Origin of the sequence: Nocardioides oleivorans (assembly GCF_004137255.1) — a bacterium.
GTDB classification, from domain to species: Bacteria; Actinomycetota; Actinomycetes; order Propionibacteriales; family Nocardioidaceae; genus Nocardioides; species Nocardioides oleivorans.
This window is the reverse complement of the sequence record NZ_SDWT01000001.1, coordinates 2,923,026-2,937,529: the sequence shown is the minus strand read 5'-3', so window position 1 is coordinate 2,937,529 and position 14,504 is coordinate 2,923,026. Positions and strand designations below refer to the sequence as shown.

Sequence of the window (14,504 nt, the reverse complement as noted above, 5' to 3'; positions counted from 1 at the left end):
AGCTTCCCTTCCAATGAACCATGGAAGCCGAGCTCGTGCTCGACCCTTTCCGTCGCACGCTAGGCACAAGGAAGGGTGAGGACAATCACCAAAGCCCTTATTTGCAGGGGTTTTTTCAAGCCGTGACGGGCTTCCAGCTCGGGCGCGCGGCCTCGAAGGCAGTGATGTCTGCATCGTGGCCGAGGGTGATCCCGATGTCGTCGAGGCCCTCGAGCAGCCGCCAGCGGGTGTAGTCGTCGATGTCGAAGGAGTCCTCGACGGCGTCCTCGCCGACGCCCGCGCGGACGGTGCGGCTCTCCAGGTCGACGGTGATCTCGCCACCGGGGTTGTCCTCCATCCAGTCCCACAGGCGCTGGACGACCTTCTCGTCGACCTGCGCGGCGACCAGACCGGCCTTGCCGGAGTTGCCCCGGAAGATGTCGGCGAAGCGCGAGGAGATGACGGCCCTGAAGCCGTAGTTCTGCAGGGCCCACACGGCGTGCTCGCGCGAGCTGCCGGTCCCGAAGTCGGGTCCGGCGACGAGCACCGAGCCCGCGGCGTACGTCGGGTCGTTGAGCACGAAGTCGGGGTCGTTGCGCCACGCGGCGAACAGGCCGTCCTCGAAGCCGGTGCGGGTCACCCGCTTGAGGTAGACCGCCGGGATGATCTGGTCGGTGTCGACGTTGCTGCGCTTGAGCGGGACGCCGAGGCCGGTGTGGGTGGTGAACTTGTCCATGGGTCAGACCTCCTGGAGGGTCGCGGCGGGCTCGAGGTCGGCCGGCGAGGAGAGGGTGCCGCGGATCGCCGTCGCCGCGGCGACCGGCACGGAGACCAGGTGCGTCCGTCCGCCCTTGCCCTGGCGGCCCTCGAAGTTGCGGTTGGACGTCGACGCACTGCGCTCGCCCGGTGCGAGCTGGTCGGGGTTCATGCCCAGGCACATCGAGCAGCCGGCGCCGCGCCACTCGGCGCCCGAGGCGAGGAACACCTTGTCCAGCCCCTCGGCCTCGGCCTGGAGGCGTACGCGCACCGACCCGGGCACCACCAGCAGGCGGGTGTCGTCGGCGACGGTGCGGCCCTCGAGGATCGACGCGGCGAGGCGGAGGTCCTCGATGCGGCCGTTGGTGCACGAGCCGACGAACACGGTGTCGACCTTCACCTCGCGCAGCGGGGTGCCGGCCTCGAGACCCATGTACTGCAGGGCCTTCTCGGTCGCGATCTTGTCGTTGGGCTCGTCGAAGTCGTCGGGGCTCGGCACGGAGGCGCCGAGCGGCGCACCCTGGCCGGGGTTGGTGCCCCAGGTGACGAACGGCGTCATCGTGGTGGCATCGAGCTCGATCTCCTGGTCGAAGACCGCGTCGTCGTCGGTGCGCAGCGTCTTCCAGTGCGCGACGGCGGCGTCCCAGTCGGCGCCCTTCGGCGCCTCGGGCTTGCCCTCGATGTAGTCGAAGGTCGTCTGGTCGGGGGCGATCAGGCCGGCCTTGGCGCCCCACTCGATCGACATGTTGCACACGGTCATCCGGCCCTCCATCGAGAGCTCCTCGATGGCCTGGCCGCGGTACTCCACGATGTAGCCCTGGCCGCCACCGGTGCCGGTGTGCGTGATCAGGGTGAGCACCATGTCCTTGGCGGTGACGCCCTCGGGCAGGCTGCCGTTGATCGTGACGGCCATCGTCCTGGGCTTCGCCTGCGTCAGCGTCTGGGTGGCGAGCACGTGCTCGACCTCGGAGGTGCCGATGCCGAAGGCGATCGCGCCGAAGGCGCCGTGCGTCGAGGTGTGCGAGTCACCGCACACGATCGTCATGCCGGGCTGGGTCAGGCCGAGCTGCGGGCCGACGACGTGCACGATGCCCTGCTCGATGTCGCCGAGCGGGTGCAGGCGCACGCCGAAGTCGGCGGCGTTCTTGCGCAGCGTCTCGACCTGGGTGCGGCTCACGGGGTCGGCGATCGGCTTGTCCCAGTCGATGGTCGGGACGTTGTGGTCCTCGGTCGCCAGGGTCAGGTCGGGACGGCGCACCGAGCGGTCGGCCAGCCGCAGGCCGTCGAAGGCCTGGGGCGAGGTCACCTCGTGGAGGAGGTGGAGGTCGATGAAGAGGAGGTCGGGCTCTCCGGCGGCACTGCGGACGACGTGCTCGTCCCAGACTTTCTCGGACAGGGTCTTGCCCATGGTGCGAACTCCTTCGACTTCAGCTCGTGCGGTGGGGCGACGCTACATCTTGCATCCCACTCTCTGAGATGACAATATCGGCATATGGACAACGGATCTGGTGTCGGCGTGCTCGACAAGGCCGCGCTCGTGCTCGCAGCACTCGAGGCCGGACCGGCCACCCTCGCCGGCCTCGTGGCCGGCACCGGGCTGGCCCGCCCCACCGCGCACCGCCTCGCCGTCGCCCTCGAGCACCACCGCCTCGTCGCCCGTGACATGCAGGGCCGCTTCGTCCTCGGCCCGCGCCTGGCCGAGCTGTCCGCCGCCGCCGGCGAGGACCGCCTCCTCGCCGCCGCCGGTCCCGTCCTGGCGCGTCTGCGCGACATCACCGGCGAGTCCGCCCAGCTCTGGCGCCGCCAGGGCGAGCACCGCGTGTGCGTCGCCGCCGCCGAGCGTCCCTCCGGCCTGCGCGACACGATCCCCGTGGGCTCGCAGCTCACCATGAACGCCGGCTCCGCCGCGCAGATCCTGCTCGCGTGGGAGGACCCGGAGCGGATGCACCGCGGCCTGCAGAACGCCGCCTTCTCGGCCACGGCCCTGTCCGGCATCCGCCGCCGCGGATGGTCGCAGTCGGTGGGCGAGCGCGAGCAGGGCGTCGCGTCGGTCTCGGCCCCGGTCCGCTCCCCCGGCGGCAAGGTCATCGCCGCCGTGTCGGTCTCCGGCCCGCTCGAGCGCCTCTCCCGCCAGCCCGGCCGGATGCACGCACCCGCCGTCCTCGCCGCTGCCGACCGTCTCTCCGAGTCGCTCCGCCGCGCCGCGTCGGAGTAGTCGGCCTCAGAGGAGCAGGCCGAGCCCGAGGCAGGTCAGGCCGAGGGCGAGCACCACCGCGCCGGCGAAGACCAGCGCGACCAGGCCGTTGGGCTTGTCGCGCCCCTCTCCCGTCGAGGAGAGGAAGAAGCCCGCCGGCATCAGGATCGCGGCGGCCGGAGCTCCGGTGCGGGCCAGCCAGCCGATGGCGCCGTCGAGGTCGGCGGCATCCGCGTAGGGCTGGATGGCGAGCCCGAGCAGCAGCAGGACGGCCGCGTGCGCGTGGCCGGCGCGGGCGAACCCGATCTGGAAGGCCGTCGACGTGCCCGGCCTGCGCCAGAGCTTCATCAGGTAGAGACCACCGGTCTCGACCGTGACGAGCGAGAGCAGCAGGATCCCGGCGAGGGCCTGGGACTCAGCAGACATCGTGCTCCCCGATTCGTGGATAGTGGGACTATCCAACATGGGACACCTGAACTATCCAATGTGTCAAGATGTCGGCATGCGCCTCGCCGAGCTGTCCCGCACGAGTGGCTTCCCCTCCGCGACGATCAAGTACTACCTGCGCCTGGGCCTGCTGGCCCCCGGCACGACCGAGAGCAGCACCTGGGCGTCGTACGACGACACGCACGTGCGCCGGCTCGCCCTGGTCCGCGCGCTGACCGAGGTGGCGAGCCTGTCGCTCGACGACGTACGCCGCGTGCTGGACGCGGTCGACGACAGCTCCGTCGCCCTGCACGAGAGCCTCGGCACGGCCCAGTGGCTGCTCTCGCCCGAGCCGGACACCGCTCCGTCCGCGGAGTCGCTCGCGACCGTCGACGCCCTCGTCGACCGCCAGGGGTGGCACCTGGCCGAGGGCGGCCCTCTGCGCGCCCGCCTCGCCGGTCAGCTCGACACCCTCGCGCGCCTGGACTTCCCCGTGACCGACGATCTGCTCGACACCTACGCCGCATCGCTTCGCCCACTCGTCGAGCTCGACGTCTCGCGGATCCCCACCGAGGACCGCGGCCGGGCCGTCGAGCGAGTGGTGGTCGGCACGCTGCTCTACGAGCCGGTGATCGCCAGCATCCGCCGGATGCTGGCCGAAGTCGTGTCCAGCGAGACCCTAGACGGCTGATTCCTTCTCACGGTCGGCGTTTGTCGGGCAAGGTTGGCGCATGAGCGATCTCGTGGACCTCGGACCGGCAGGCGAACGCCTGGTCGCGGTCGCCTCCGACGTGGCCGACGACCAGCTGGGCGCACCCACGCCCTGCGAGGGCCGCACGGTCGGCCAGCTCGTCCGGCACCTCGTGGGGTTGACCCTCGCCTTCCGCGCAGCGGCGGACAAGGACTTCGGACCGCTCACCGACACCAGCCCCGACGACGGCAGCTGGCCCGACGCCGAGCCCGGGTGGCGCGAGGCCCTGGCCGCGCAGGTGCCCGAGATGACCGCCGCCTGGCGCGACCCCGACGCGTGGGACGGCATGACCCGCGCCGGTGGTGTCGACCTGCCGGGTCAGGTCGCCGGGCTCGTCGCCCTCGACGAGATCGTCCTCCACGGCTGGGACCTCGCACGCGCGACCGGCCAGCCCTACGACTGCGACGGAGCCACGGCCGACGCCTGCATGGCCTTCGTCGGCGGGTTCGAGGAGTCCGGCACCCCCGGGCTGTTCGGCCCCTCCGTCAGCGTCACCGACGACGCCACCCCCTTCGAGCGGGTGCTCGCGCGCTCGGGTCGCGACCCGCAGTGGTCCGGGGAGGCCCGATGAAGGGCGTGTTCTCGATCCTGCTGCGCCTGGCCATCATCGGCTTCGGCCTGATCCTCTACACCGAGGTGGCGGTCCCGCAGATGAACAAGACGGGGGACGTCGCCATCGGCGCCGGCCTGATCGCCTTCGGGGCGCTCGCCCTGGTTGGCTTCGCCGGCGGGCTGCTCGACGGCATGGGGCAGGGCGCGCTGACGTCCGCGCTGTGGTGGCTGGCGATCGCCGCCGGCGTCGCCCTCGGCTGGTGGATGATCCCGCCGTGGCTGCGCAACACCACCGACTACGACTACGCCACGCTGCTCGAGCAGAGCCGTGACGTCGTGCCGTTCATCTTCGGCCTGGTCGCCGGGCCTGCCGTGCTGGCGTCGTGCATCGGCGGCGTGATGCGTCGCGGCGTCTGAGCCCCGGTCTCACGAGGTGCCCGTCGCGACCGCGGCGACGTAGCGCGGGTCCCGCGCGTAGTCCTCGTGCCGGGCGCGCAGGACGGTCGCGACCTGGCCGGGCGCGTCGTCGCCGAGCAGCACGCGCAACCGGTCGTCGGAGTGGTCGGCGACGTGGGCGAGCAGGGCATCGGCGACGACAGCGGGGTCACAGCCGCCGCCCGTCGCGCCCGGCTCGCTCTCCCACGGCACGTCCGCCGATCCGAGCACCTGCTCGCGGAGGGTGTCGTACGGCCGCAGTGGAGCGGCGAAGCGCATGCTGCCCGTCCCCCACTCGGTGTCCATCTCACCCACCTCGGCGAGCGTGACCCGGATGCCGAAGGGCCGCACCTCTGCGGCCAGCGCCTCGGAGAACCCCTCGAGGCCCCACTTCGCGGCGTTGTAGAGACCGAGGAACGGCATGGCGCCCACGCCGCCGACCGACGAGACCTGGACGACGTGACCGTGGCCCTGGGACCGCATCACCGGCAGGACGGCCTGGGTGAGCCAGAGCGGACCGAGCAGGTCGACGTCGACGATGGACCGGGCCTCGTCCTCGTCGACCTCCTCGGCAGCGCCGACCAGTCCGTGGCCCGCGTTGTTGACCAGGACGTCGAGGCGACCGTGGTCGCGTACGGCCCGCGCGACGACCTCGTGGCACGCGCTGCGGTCCCGCACGTCGAGGACGGGCGTCGACAGGTGCTCGTGCTGCAGTGGCACCGCGCCGCTGCGCGACGTCGCCACGACGCGATGGCCGGCGTCCAGCGCTGCTCGCGTGAGGGCGAGGCCGAGGCCGCGACCGGCTCCGGTGATGAACCATGTGCGGAGATCGTCCATGCCCCGATGATGACACAAACGAGACGGTCCGTCTCATTTGATACCGTTCGGGCATGGCCCGCTCCAGCACGATCGCCCGGGTCCACGCGGCGGTCCTCGAGCTGGCGGCCGAGCACGGTCCGACCTCCCTCACGATGGAGGGGATCGCCTCGCGGGCGGGCATCGGCAAGCAGACGCTCTACCGCTCGTGGCCCGGCGTCCCGGCGGTGCTGTTCGACGCGCTGCTGGCCCACGGCGATGCTCCGGGATCGGACGGGGCGCGGGCCGACGGCGACCTCGCCCACCAGCTGGAGGACCTGCTCGTCGCCGCGACCGAGGAGATCAGCACCGAGCCGCACGCATCTCTCCTGCGGGCCCTCGCCGCGGTGATCCAGACCGACGAGTCGGTCGCCCGGGAGTACCGCACGCGGCTCCTCGAGCCGCAGCTCGCGCAGGTGCACGACGTGCTTCGCGCCGCCGGATCGTCCGAGCCCGAGCGGGCTGCCGAGCTCCTGATGGCCCCTGTCGTCTACCGCTGGTTCCTCCGGCTGCCGCCGATGACGACCGAGCAGCTCGTCCGCCACGTGGAGGACGTGCTCGCCCTCACGGACCGGGACTGACCCCGGCGTGCCCGTCGCGCCTGAAGGCCCTCAGAAGAGGGCGTCCTGCTCCAGCTCGAGCAGCAGCTGCTTGCGCTCCAGGCCGCCGGCGTAGCCGGTGAGCGTGCCGTTGGCACCGATGACGCGGTGGCACGGCACCACGATCGGGATCGGGTTGCGGCCGTTGGCCAGGCCGACCGCGCGCGAGGCGGCGTTGGTCATCCCGAGCCGCCCGGCGACCTCGCCGTAGGACGCGGTCTCGCCGTAGGCGATCCTCTCCAGCTGGGTCCACACGCGACGCTGGAAGTCGGTGCCGACGGGTGCGAGGGGGAGGTCGAAGTCGGTGAGCTCACGGCCGAAGTACGCCGTCAGCTGGCGCACGGCCTCGACCAGCACGGGCTCCTCGTCGGAACGCGGCCCGAGGGGGCGCCCGTCCGCCGGCGGGACGAACGGCGAGAACTCGATCGCCACGATCGAGCCGTCGCGCTCGACGATGCGCAGGTCGCCGATGGGCGAGGGCATCACGGTCCACATGTCAGTTCTCCTCGGGAGCGGGGGTGTCGGGCATCAGGGGGTTCCACAGGTGCATCAGGGCGTAGGACCGCCAGGGCCGCCACCGCTCGGTGTCCACGGAGCCTCCCAGACCCGCGAGCACCTTGCGGACGGCCAGGTCCGTGGGCAGGAAGACGTCGGGGTGCCCGAGTGCGCGCATGGCGACGTAGTCGGCCGTCCAGGCGCCGATGCCGGGCAGGTCCATCAGGGAGCGGCGTACGTCGTCGCGGTCGGGGCCGCGGTCGAGCACGACGCGACCGTCGGCGAGCGCGGACGCCAGCCCCACCAGCGCCCGCCCCCTCGCCCGCGGCATCGGCAGGGTCTCGGGGTCGACGCCGGCCAGGGTCCGGGCGTCGGGGAACAGGTGGGTGAGCCCGGCCACCGGGGAGTCGACGGGCCGGCCGTGTGCCGCGACGATGCGACCGGCGACGGTGCGCGCGCCGGTCACGCTGACCTGCTGGCCGATGACCGTCCGCACGGCCGTCTCGTCGCCGTCCACCTGGCCCGGCACCCGCAGGCCGGGCGTGGCCCGCACGAGCTCGCCGAGGACGGGGTCGGCGCCGAGGTGCTCGTCCACCGCCAGCGGGTCGCAGTCGGCGTCCAGGAGACGGCGTACGCGCTCGCCCGCGGCGGCCGTGTCGCGCAGGTCGTCGAGCCAGAACTCCGCCCGCACCGACGAGGTGCCGGGACCGGCCGGGATGTCGGTCAGCTCGAGCTGGACGGTGCCGGGCCCGTGCGGGAGGTCGAGCGTGCGGGCGTACCAACCGGGTGCTGCGACCTCCACACCGGGCACCAGGTGGTAGGCGAGGAAGTCGAGCAGTCGGCGTCCTGCGAACGGCGTGCGCACTGGCAGCCGCATCGCCATCGCACCCCCGGACGGGACGCCCGCCCTCCTCCCGCGGAGGTCGCTGGGCGAGGCGGCGTAGACCTCGCGCAGCGTCTCGTTGAACTGACGGACGCTGGCGAAGCCGGCGGCGAAGGCCACGTCGGTGAGGGGCAGGTCGGTCGTCTCGATCAGGACGCGCGCGCTCTGGGCACGACGGGCACGCGCCAGGGACAGCGGCGTGGCGCCGAGCTCCTGGGTGAGCAGCCGCCCGAGGTGGCGCGAGGTGTAGCCCACCCGGCGCGCCAGTCCCTCGACCCCCTCGCGGTCGACCAGCCCGTCGGCGATCAGCCGCATCGCGCGTCCCGCGACATCGGCCGCGACGTCCCACTCGGGGCTGCCCGGGGTGGCGTCGGGCAGGCAGCGCTTGCAGGCGCGGTAGCCCGCAGCGTGCGCACTCGCGGCAGTGGCGTGGAAGCTCACGTTCTGCTCGGCCGGCGTGCGCGCCGGGCACGACGGCCGGCAGTAGATGCCGGTCGTGCGGACGGCGGTGTAGAAGACGCCGTCGAAACGGCGGTCCCGGCTCTGCACCGCGCGGTAGCAGGCCCCGGTGTCGAGGTGTCCGGTCGGCGTCATGTGTCCAGTGTGGCCCTGGCCCGACGGCGGCACCAGCGGAAAACGGACACGGGTGCGAGTGGCCCTCGCACGTGCGTCAGGCACCCGCCCGGTAGCGACGCTCGGGCCGGCCGGCACCGCCGTACTGCAGCCGCACGGTGACCGACCCGCGGGCGACGAAGTGCTCGAGGTAGCGCCGGGCGGAGACCCGCGAGATGCCCACCACGTCGGCGCACTCCGCCGCGGAGAGCTCGCCCGCGTCGCGCAGCGCGGCCTCGACGGCGTCGGCGGTCTCCGGGCTCAGCCCCTTGGGCAGCTGGACGGCCGCGGCCGGCACCGACGCCGCACCGAACACGGCGTCGATGTCGTGCTGCGCGGGCGCCCCCGTGCCCGACAGGGCCAGGTGGGCCGCGCGGAAGGACTCCAGGCGGACCCGGAGGTCGTCGTAGTCGAACGGCTTCACCAGGTAGTGCACCGCTCCCCCGGACGCCGCGGCGCGCACCGTGTCCGCCTCGCGCGCGGCGGTCACGATCAGGACGCCGACGTCGTCTCCCCCGGCCCGCAGCCGGCGCAGCACGTCGATGCCCGTCATGTCGGGCAGGTGCACGTCGAGCAGCACCAGGTCCGGACGCAGCCGGGCGACGTCGTCGAGGGCGGCCTGGCCGGTGCTCGCGACGCCCACGACGGCGAAGCCCGGCGTGCGCTCGACGAACTGCGTGTGGATCCGCGCGACCATGAAGTCGTCGTCGACGACGAGCACGTCGACATCGCTCATCGTGCGTCCACCTCCACGTCCTCCCACGCCCCCTGGAGCCGTACGTCGAACACGGCACCGCCGTCGGCGCCCGACCGCACCTCCACGTTGCCGCCACGACGCTCGCAGACCACCTGCACGATCGCCAGCCCGACACCCCTTCCGCCCACCGTCGACGCCTTGGAGCTCCAGCCCCGGCGGAAGATCTCACCGACCATCTCGGCCGGGACGCCCGGACCGGTGTCGCTGACGGAGAGCTGCACGGTGCCGTCGGCGAGCCGCAGGTCGACCTCGACGACGGTGCCGCCCACCGACACCGATGCGTCGACGGCGTTGTCGACGAGGTTGCCGAGCACCGTGCCGAGGTCGGTGGACGACTCGTGGTCGAGTCGCGGCAGGTCGCTGGACGCGCTCACCCGGAGGTCGACACCGCGCTCGGCGGCGAGACTGGTCTTCGCGATCAGGAGCGCGGCGACGGCCGGGTCCTCGACGTGCTCGAGGACGGCGTCGGTGATCTCCTCGCGGCGACGGCGGATGGTGCCCACCAGCCGCGCCACCTCGTCGTACTCCCCGAGCTGGACGAGCCCGGAGATCGTGTGGAGCTGGTTGTGGAACTCGTGGGTCTGGGCACGCAGCGTGTTGGTGATCGACTCGCGCGCGTCGAGCTCGCTCTGCAGCGCCAGCAGCTCGGTGCGGTCGCGCAGCGTGGTGACCGACGCGACGCGCCGGCCACCCTGGACGACCGGCGTGCGGTTGACGACGAGGAGACGCTCGCCGACCACCACGACGTGGTCGCGGATCTCGGCCTCGTCGGCCAGCAGGCCGTGGACGGCCGGGTCGAGCTCGAGGTCGTCGACCCGCCGCCCCTCGACGTCGCCCTCGATGCCGATGAGCTCGCGCGCGCTGTCGCTGAGCATGGTCACGGTGCCGTCGACCGAGACCGAGAGGACGCCCTCGCGCAGCGAGTGCAGCAGTGCCTCGCGCTGGTCGGCGAGCGCCGCGATGGCCGCGGGCTCGAGGCCGCGCGTGCGGCGTCGGATCAGGCGTGAGAGCAGGAGCGACCCGGCGACACCGAGGCCGAGACCGAGGCCGGCGACCGGCACCAGGTCCGGCAGCACGCTGCGCCCACGCTCGCCCCACGAAGGGTAGGCCTCCGCCACCATCACGATGCCCATGAGGGTGCGTTGCTCGGAGATGACCGGCACCTGCGCGGCGATCGAGCGCGATCCGAAGTCGTCGACGTCTCCCGTCCACGTGCGCAGGTCCTGGACGTCGCTCCCGGAGAGGTCGATCCGCTGCTCGCGGCCCGCGAAGTCGCTGCTGACCAGCACCACCCCGTCGGGATCGGCGAGGTAGACCCCGCCGGCCTGGACGTTGTTGCGGGCCTGCTGGGTGATCGGGGTCAGCGACGTGCGGCTGCGCACGACGCTGCCCTCGGTGTAGGCGAAGCGGATCGAGGCCGTGTTGGCGAGGTTCTCCGCGGCAGCACGCAGCCGGGCGCCGCGGGTCTCACGGAAGTCCGCGTCGCTCTGCTGCACGGACACGACGCTTGCCACCGCCACCACGAGCAGCAGCACCGTCACCTGGAGCACGAGGAACTGGCCGGCGAGGGTCGCCGGACGCCATCGTGAGCGTGACCACAAGTTCCACAACCTCCATTGCTTTCCCAAGCGTGACGAGCACCACACGCAGTCTCCACCATCGTCGGGTCGGGCCCTGTCGGACCCGACGCCACACATCGAGAGATCGGAGTGCACATGGTGCGCCATAGGACGAGGCGAGTGCTCGCCACCGTCGTGGCCCTCAGCAGCGCGCTGCTCCTCGCCACCGGGTGCGGAGTCACCCGTGGTGCGGCGAGCAGCGACATGACGATGCTGATCCCCAACAGCCCCGGCGGCGGTTACGACCAGACCGGCCGCGCGGCCGTGGCGATCATGGAGCACGGCGACATCACCGGTGGCTCGTTCGAGGTCACCAACGTGATCGGTGCGGGCGGCTCGGTCGCGATGACGCGCCTGATGAACGCCGAGGGCGACGAGCGCACGATGATGACCGCCGGCCTCGGCGTCGTCGGCTCGCTCTACTCCTTCGGTGCCCCCTACAAGCTCGACGACGCGACGCCGCTCGCCCAGCTCATCGAGGACCAGGAGGGCGTGCTGGTCCCGGCCGACTCGCCCTACCAGACCATCGACGACCTCGTGAAGGCCTGGCAGGACGACCCCGACTCGATCGTGGTCGGCGGCGGATCCTCCCCGGGCGGGCCCGACCACCTCTTCCCGATGCAGCTGGCCGGCACCGTCGGCATCGACCCGCGCGACGTGCGCTACGTCGTGTACGACGGCGGCGGGCCCCTGACCAGCGCCCTGCTCGGCAACAAGATCGACGTCGGCTTCTCCGGCGTCGGCGAGTTCACGGGCCAGCTGGCCTCGGGCGAGCTCCGGCTGCTGGCCGTCTCCGGCCAGGAGCGGCTCGAGGGCGAGGGCATCAGTGACTCGCCCACCCTGACCGAGTCGGGCATCGACCTGGTCTTCACCAACTGGCGCGGCGTCTTCGCGCCTCCCGGCATCAGCGAGGAGCGTCGTGACGAGCTCATCGGGATGCTCGAGGAGATGCACGACACGGACGAGTGGCAGCAGGCCCTCGACGACAACGGCTGGATCGACGAGTTCAAGACCGGCGACGACTTCACGACGTTCCTGCAGGAGCAGGACCAGCGCGTCGCCACCACCCTCGAGGAGCTGGACCTGCTGTGAGCACACCACTCGACACCTCGCGTCGGACACCTGACGCGCCCCCGCCCGCCGCCCCCGACCGGGACATGGCACAGCTCGGCCTCGCCGCGCTGCTCGTCGTGGTCGGCGCCTACACCTTCTACGACGCGACGACCCTGCGGATCGGGTTCGGCGACCCGGTCGGGCCGCGCGTGTTCCCCTACGTCATCGGCGCGGTGACGGTCGCGCTCGGCCTGCTCCTCGTGCTGGCCACCCTGCGTGGCAGCGTGCCCGAGGCGGAGGGCGGCGAGGACGTCGACCTCCGGCAGCCGGCCGACTGGGTCACCGTGGCCAAGCTGGTCGGCGTGCTCCTCTTCACCGTGCTGACGATCTCGTTCGTCGGCTGGGCGCTGAGCGGCGCGATCCTCTTCGTCGGCTCGGCCTGGGCGCTGGGCAGTCGGACGCTCGTGCGCGACGTCATCGTCGGCCTCGTGCTGTCGGTGGCCAGCTGGTACTTCTTCCACGAGGGACTGGGCGTCATCCTCCCGGCCGGGATCCTGGACGGGGTGCTCTGATGGACAGCCTCAACCTCTTGATGGACGGCTTCGGCGCCATCCTGACTCCGCAGAACCTGCTCTTCGCCGCCATCGGCGTGCTGCTCGGCACGTTCGTCGGCGTGCTGCCCGGCATCGGACCGGCGATGGCGATCGCGCTGCTGCTCCCGGTGACCTACGGCCTGGAGCCGATCCCGGCCTTCATCATGTTCGCCGGCATCTACTACGGCGGCATGTACGGCGGCTCGACGACAGCGATCCTGCTCAACACCCCCGGCGAGTCGGCATCGGTGATGACCGCCCTCGAGGGCAACCTGATGGCCAAGGCGGGCCGGGCCTCGCAGGCCCTGGCCACCGCCGCCATCGGGTCCTTCATCGCCGGCACCATCGGCACGATGCTCGTCGTCTTCTTCGCCCCGGCACTCGCCTCGGTGGCGGTCGAGATCGGCGCACCGTCCTACTTCGCGCTGATGGTGCTCGCCATGGTCAGCGTCACCAGTGTGCTGGGCGGGTCGCCGCTGCGCGGTTTCATCGCCCTGTTCCTCGGCCTCACCATCGGCCTGGTCGGCCTCGACCTCAACACCGGCCAGACGCGGTTGAGCTTCGACCAGCCGCTCCTGGCGGGCCGCATCGACGTGGTCGTGGTGGCGGTCGCCATCTTCGCCCTCGGCGAGGCGTTCTGGGTCGCCGCGCACCTGCGCCGCAGCCCCGTGCGGATCATCCCGGTGGGCCAGCCGTGGCTGAGCGGCAAGGACCTGAAGCGCTCCTGGGGTCCGTGGCTGCGCGGCACTGCCTTCGGCTTCCCGTTCGGCGCGGTGCCGGCCGGTGGGGCCGAGATCCCGACGTTCCTCTCCTTCGTCACCGAGAAGAAGCTCGCCGTCCGGCGCGGCCAGGACGAGTTCGGCAAGGGCGCCATCGAGGGCGTCGCGGGGCCGGAGGCCGCCAACAACGCCTCCGCGGCCGGCACCTTCGTGCCCCTGCTGGCGCTCGGCCTGCCGGTCACCGCGACCTCGGCCGTCATGCTCTCGGCCTTCCAGGGCTACGGCATCGAGCCCGGCCCCAGCCTGATGACCGACCAGCCCGAGCTGGTCTGGGCGCTGCTAGCCAGCCTGCTGGTCGGCAACGCACTCCTGCTGGTGCTCAACCTCCCGCTCGCGCCGCTGTGGGCCAAGCTGCTCCGGATCCCCCGTCCGCAGCTCTACGCCGGCATCCTGTTCTTCGCCACGCTGGGCGCCTACGCCAGCAACCTCGAGGCCTTCGACCTCTTCCTGCTGCTCGTGCTCGGGCTGCTCGGGCTGATGATGCGACGCTTCGCGCTGCCGGTGCTGCCGCTGATCCTCGGCGTCATCCTGGGCCCGCTGATGGAGTTCCGGCTCCGCGAGGCGATGGCTATCTCGGGCGGTGAGGTGTCGGCGCTCTGGAGCGAGCCCCTCGCCGTGGTCATCTATGTCATCGTGGCGGTTGCCGTGATCGCGCCGCTCGTGCTCCGCCGGGTGCGTCCCGCGCCCGCCGCGGTGGCGGTCGACATCGAGGAATCGACTGAAGAGGAGAAGGTGCGATGACGACCATCGTGGTGGGCTGGACGCCCGACCAGTACGGCGAGGCCGCGCTGGCGCGCGGCATCGAGGAGGCGAAGCTCCGCAACGGCAGCGTCGTGGTGGTCAACGCCACCCGCGGCGACGCCCTCGTGGACGAGAGGTACGCCGACGAGCAGCAGCTCGCCGCGCTGGCGACCGAGCTCGGCGGTGCCGGCATCGAGGTCGACGTACGACGCTCGATGGGCGCCGACGTGGGCGACCAGGTGCTGTCGGTCGCCGGTGACGTGACCGCCGACCTGATCGTCATCGGCCTGCGCCGGCGCTCGCCGGTCGGCAAGCTGCTGATGGGCAGCGTCGCGCAGCGCATCCTGCTCGGCGCCGACTGCGCGGTGCTGGCGGTGAAGCCGCCGGAGTGACGTACGACCGACCGCGGGGCGGTGCGTGAGGAG

The 14,504-nt window shown here is 72.1% G+C and carries 17 protein-coding genes; 9 read left to right on the top strand and 8 right to left on the bottom strand.

What is annotated here, in order from left to right; translation table 11 throughout:
• Nucleotides 1–115: 115 nt before the first annotated feature.
• Together leuD and leuC are read right to left on the bottom strand one after the other, a co-directional pair.
• Nucleotides 116–715: a 3-isopropylmalate dehydratase small subunit gene (leuD, locus tag EUA93_RS14075; RefSeq protein ID WP_129400705.1), complete on the bottom strand. Its 600-nt coding sequence runs from the start codon at nt 713–715 to the stop codon at nt 116–118.
• A 3-nt stretch (nt 716–718) separates the two neighbouring features.
• A complete protein-coding gene (gene leuC / locus EUA93_RS14070; protein ID WP_129400704.1) occupies nt 719–2,143 on the bottom strand; it encodes a 3-isopropylmalate dehydratase large subunit in 1,425 nt (474 codons plus the stop codon).
• 84 nt (nt 2,144–2,227) lie between these two features.
• On the opposite strand from leuC, the gene EUA93_RS14065 reads away from it, so the two are divergent.
• Nucleotides 2,228–2,950 carry an IclR family transcriptional regulator gene (locus EUA93_RS14065; protein ID WP_090972091.1) on the top strand — a complete coding sequence of 241 codons (723 nt, stop codon included), beginning with the start codon at nt 2,228–2,230 and terminating at the stop codon, nt 2,948–2,950.
• A gap of 6 nt (nt 2,951–2,956) precedes the next feature.
• Here the strand turns inward: EUA93_RS14065 and EUA93_RS14060 are convergent, their stop codons facing one another.
• A complete protein-coding gene (locus tag EUA93_RS14060; protein WP_129400703.1) occupies nt 2,957–3,355 on the bottom strand; it encodes a hypothetical protein in 399 nt (132 codons plus the stop codon).
• 76 nt (nt 3,356–3,431) lie between these two features.
• Between EUA93_RS14060 and EUA93_RS14055 the strand changes: the two genes are divergently transcribed.
• From EUA93_RS14055 to EUA93_RS14045, 3 genes are read left to right on the top strand one after another with little or no spacing between them, the layout of a single operon-like run.
• Nucleotides 3,432–4,046 (top strand): MerR family transcriptional regulator, encoded by a 615-nt coding sequence (locus tag EUA93_RS14055; protein WP_165355164.1) that lies wholly within the window; start codon nt 3,432–3,434, stop codon nt 4,044–4,046.
• A gap of 40 nt (nt 4,047–4,086) precedes the next feature.
• A complete protein-coding gene (locus tag EUA93_RS14050; RefSeq protein ID WP_129400701.1) occupies nt 4,087–4,677 on the top strand; it encodes a TIGR03086 family metal-binding protein in 591 nt (196 codons plus the stop codon).
• A complete protein-coding gene (locus tag EUA93_RS14045) occupies nt 4,674–5,075 on the top strand; it encodes a hypothetical protein (RefSeq protein WP_129400700.1) in 402 nt (133 codons plus the stop codon). The genes EUA93_RS14050 and EUA93_RS14045 overlap by 4 nt, the downstream gene beginning before the upstream one ends.
• Nucleotides 5,076–5,084: 9 nt before the next feature.
• Here the strand turns inward: EUA93_RS14045 and EUA93_RS14040 are convergent, their stop codons facing one another.
• Nucleotides 5,085–5,930 carry an SDR family NAD(P)-dependent oxidoreductase gene (locus EUA93_RS14040; RefSeq protein ID WP_129400699.1) on the bottom strand — a complete coding sequence of 282 codons (846 nt, stop codon included), beginning with the start codon at nt 5,928–5,930 and terminating at the stop codon, nt 5,085–5,087.
• 53 nt (nt 5,931–5,983) lie between these two features.
• Here EUA93_RS14040 and EUA93_RS14035 point away from each other — a divergent pair, with 53 nt between their 5' ends.
• Entirely contained in the window at nt 5,984–6,529 is a 546-nt protein-coding gene (locus EUA93_RS14035; protein WP_129400698.1) for a TetR/AcrR family transcriptional regulator, read from the top strand.
• 30 nt (nt 6,530–6,559) lie between these two features.
• Here the strand turns inward: EUA93_RS14035 and EUA93_RS14030 are convergent, their stop codons facing one another.
• From EUA93_RS14030 to EUA93_RS14015, 4 genes are all read right to left on the bottom strand, one after another.
• Nucleotides 6,560–7,042 (bottom strand): methylated-DNA--[protein]-cysteine S-methyltransferase, encoded by a 483-nt coding sequence (locus tag EUA93_RS14030; RefSeq protein WP_129400697.1) that lies wholly within the window; start codon nt 7,040–7,042, stop codon nt 6,560–6,562.
• 1 nt (nt 7,043) lies between these two features.
• On the bottom strand, nt 7,044–8,519 hold the full coding sequence (locus tag EUA93_RS14025) for an AlkA N-terminal domain-containing protein (RefSeq protein WP_129400696.1): 1,476 nt from the start codon (nt 8,517–8,519) through the stop codon (nt 7,044–7,046).
• Between the two features lie 76 nt (nt 8,520–8,595).
• Complete coding sequence (locus EUA93_RS14020) at nt 8,596–9,273, bottom strand: response regulator (protein WP_129400695.1); 678 nt, start codon at nt 9,271–9,273, stop codon at nt 8,596–8,598.
• Entirely contained in the window at nt 9,270–10,895 is a 1,626-nt protein-coding gene (locus EUA93_RS14015) for a sensor histidine kinase (protein WP_207208687.1), read from the bottom strand. The genes EUA93_RS14020 and EUA93_RS14015 overlap by 4 nt, the downstream gene beginning before the upstream one ends.
• A gap of 138 nt (nt 10,896–11,033) precedes the next feature.
• On the opposite strand from EUA93_RS14015, the gene EUA93_RS14010 reads away from it, so the two are divergent.
• Genes EUA93_RS14010 through EUA93_RS13995 form a run of 4 tightly spaced genes read left to right on the top strand, consistent with a single transcriptional unit; the run spans nt 11,034 to nt 14,471 of the window.
• Nucleotides 11,034–12,005, top strand: coding sequence for a Bug family tripartite tricarboxylate transporter substrate binding protein (locus EUA93_RS14010; RefSeq protein WP_242497375.1), 972 nt, complete (start codon nt 11,034–11,036; stop codon nt 12,003–12,005).
• Complete coding sequence (locus EUA93_RS14005) at nt 12,002–12,538, top strand: tripartite tricarboxylate transporter TctB family protein (protein WP_242497374.1); 537 nt, start codon at nt 12,002–12,004, stop codon at nt 12,536–12,538. Before EUA93_RS14010 ends, EUA93_RS14005 begins: the two co-directional genes overlap by 4 nt.
• A complete protein-coding gene (locus tag EUA93_RS14000; RefSeq protein WP_129400693.1) occupies nt 12,538–14,079 on the top strand; it encodes a tripartite tricarboxylate transporter permease in 1,542 nt (513 codons plus the stop codon). Before EUA93_RS14005 ends, EUA93_RS14000 begins: the two co-directional genes overlap by 1 nt.
• Complete coding sequence (locus EUA93_RS13995; RefSeq protein WP_129400692.1) at nt 14,076–14,471, top strand: universal stress protein; 396 nt, start codon at nt 14,076–14,078, stop codon at nt 14,469–14,471. Before EUA93_RS14000 ends, EUA93_RS13995 begins: the two co-directional genes overlap by 4 nt.
• Nucleotides 14,472–14,504: the final 33 nt, after the last annotated feature.

Coding starts and splice junctions, on each gene's coding strand:
- leuD (WP_129400705.1), bottom strand. CDS start 715: ATGGACAAGTTCACCACCCACACCGGCCTCGGCGTCCCGCTCAAGCGC.
- leuC (WP_129400704.1), bottom strand. CDS start 2,143: ATGGGCAAGACCCTGTCCGAGAAAGTCTGGGACGAGCACGTCGTCCGC.
- EUA93_RS14065 (WP_090972091.1), top strand. CDS start 2,228: ATGGACAACGGATCTGGTGTCGGCGTGCTCGACAAGGCCGCGCTCGTG.
- EUA93_RS14060 (WP_129400703.1), bottom strand. CDS start 3,355: ATGTCTGCTGAGTCCCAGGCCCTCGCCGGGATCCTGCTGCTCTCGCTC.
- EUA93_RS14055 (WP_165355164.1), top strand. CDS start 3,432: ATGCGCCTCGCCGAGCTGTCCCGCACGAGTGGCTTCCCCTCCGCGACG.
- EUA93_RS14050 (WP_129400701.1), top strand. CDS start 4,087: ATGAGCGATCTCGTGGACCTCGGACCGGCAGGCGAACGCCTGGTCGCG.
- EUA93_RS14045 (WP_129400700.1), top strand. CDS start 4,674: ATGAAGGGCGTGTTCTCGATCCTGCTGCGCCTGGCCATCATCGGCTTC.
- EUA93_RS14040 (WP_129400699.1), bottom strand. CDS start 5,930: ATGGACGATCTCCGCACATGGTTCATCACCGGAGCCGGTCGCGGCCTC.
- EUA93_RS14035 (WP_129400698.1), top strand. CDS start 5,984: ATGGCCCGCTCCAGCACGATCGCCCGGGTCCACGCGGCGGTCCTCGAG.
- EUA93_RS14030 (WP_129400697.1), bottom strand. CDS start 7,042: ATGTGGACCGTGATGCCCTCGCCCATCGGCGACCTGCGCATCGTCGAG.
- EUA93_RS14025 (WP_129400696.1), bottom strand. CDS start 8,519: ATGACGCCGACCGGACACCTCGACACCGGGGCCTGCTACCGCGCGGTG.
- EUA93_RS14020 (WP_129400695.1), bottom strand. CDS start 9,273: ATGAGCGATGTCGACGTGCTCGTCGTCGACGACGACTTCATGGTCGCG.
- EUA93_RS14000 (WP_129400693.1), top strand. CDS start 12,538: ATGGACAGCCTCAACCTCTTGATGGACGGCTTCGGCGCCATCCTGACT.
- EUA93_RS13995 (WP_129400692.1), top strand. CDS start 14,076: ATGACGACCATCGTGGTGGGCTGGACGCCCGACCAGTACGGCGAGGCC.